The 289-nt window shown below is 65.4% G+C and carries 1 protein-coding gene; it reads left to right on the top strand.

The window, feature by feature from the left end; translation table 11 throughout:
* Positions 1-257 (top strand): amidohydrolase family protein (locus EN853_RS33635; RefSeq protein WP_145992621.1); only part of this gene is annotated, 257 nt, incomplete at its 5' end.
* Positions 258-289: the final 32 nt, after the last annotated feature.

The following is a 289-nucleotide window of genomic DNA, read 5'->3' as shown; positions in this document are numbered from 1 at the left end:
GCCTCAGGCTTGCCGACGGCACACTGGCCGGCGCCGACCTCGACATGATTTCGGCCGTGCGCTACGTCCATCGCGTCGTCGGGCTGGAGCTCGACGAGGCCCTGCGCATGGCTTCGCTTTATCCGGCCGAAGCGATCGGCCAGGCGCACCGCCTCGGCCGCTTCGCCAACGGGACAGCTGCCGACATCGTTGGGCTGTCGGAGGGGCTGGATGTGAAGAACGTCTGGATCGGCGGCGAGAAGGTGTTTGCCAGCTGAGATTTCAGTGCCGCAGCAGTGGAGAAGCTTTT

This window comes from Mesorhizobium sp. M1C.F.Ca.ET.210.01.1.1 (assembly GCF_004791585.1).
GTDB lineage: Bacteria > Pseudomonadota > Alphaproteobacteria > Rhizobiales > Rhizobiaceae > Mesorhizobium.
The sequence above is the reverse complement of the archived record's forward strand: the minus strand, read 5'-3'. Positions and strand labels throughout refer to the sequence as shown.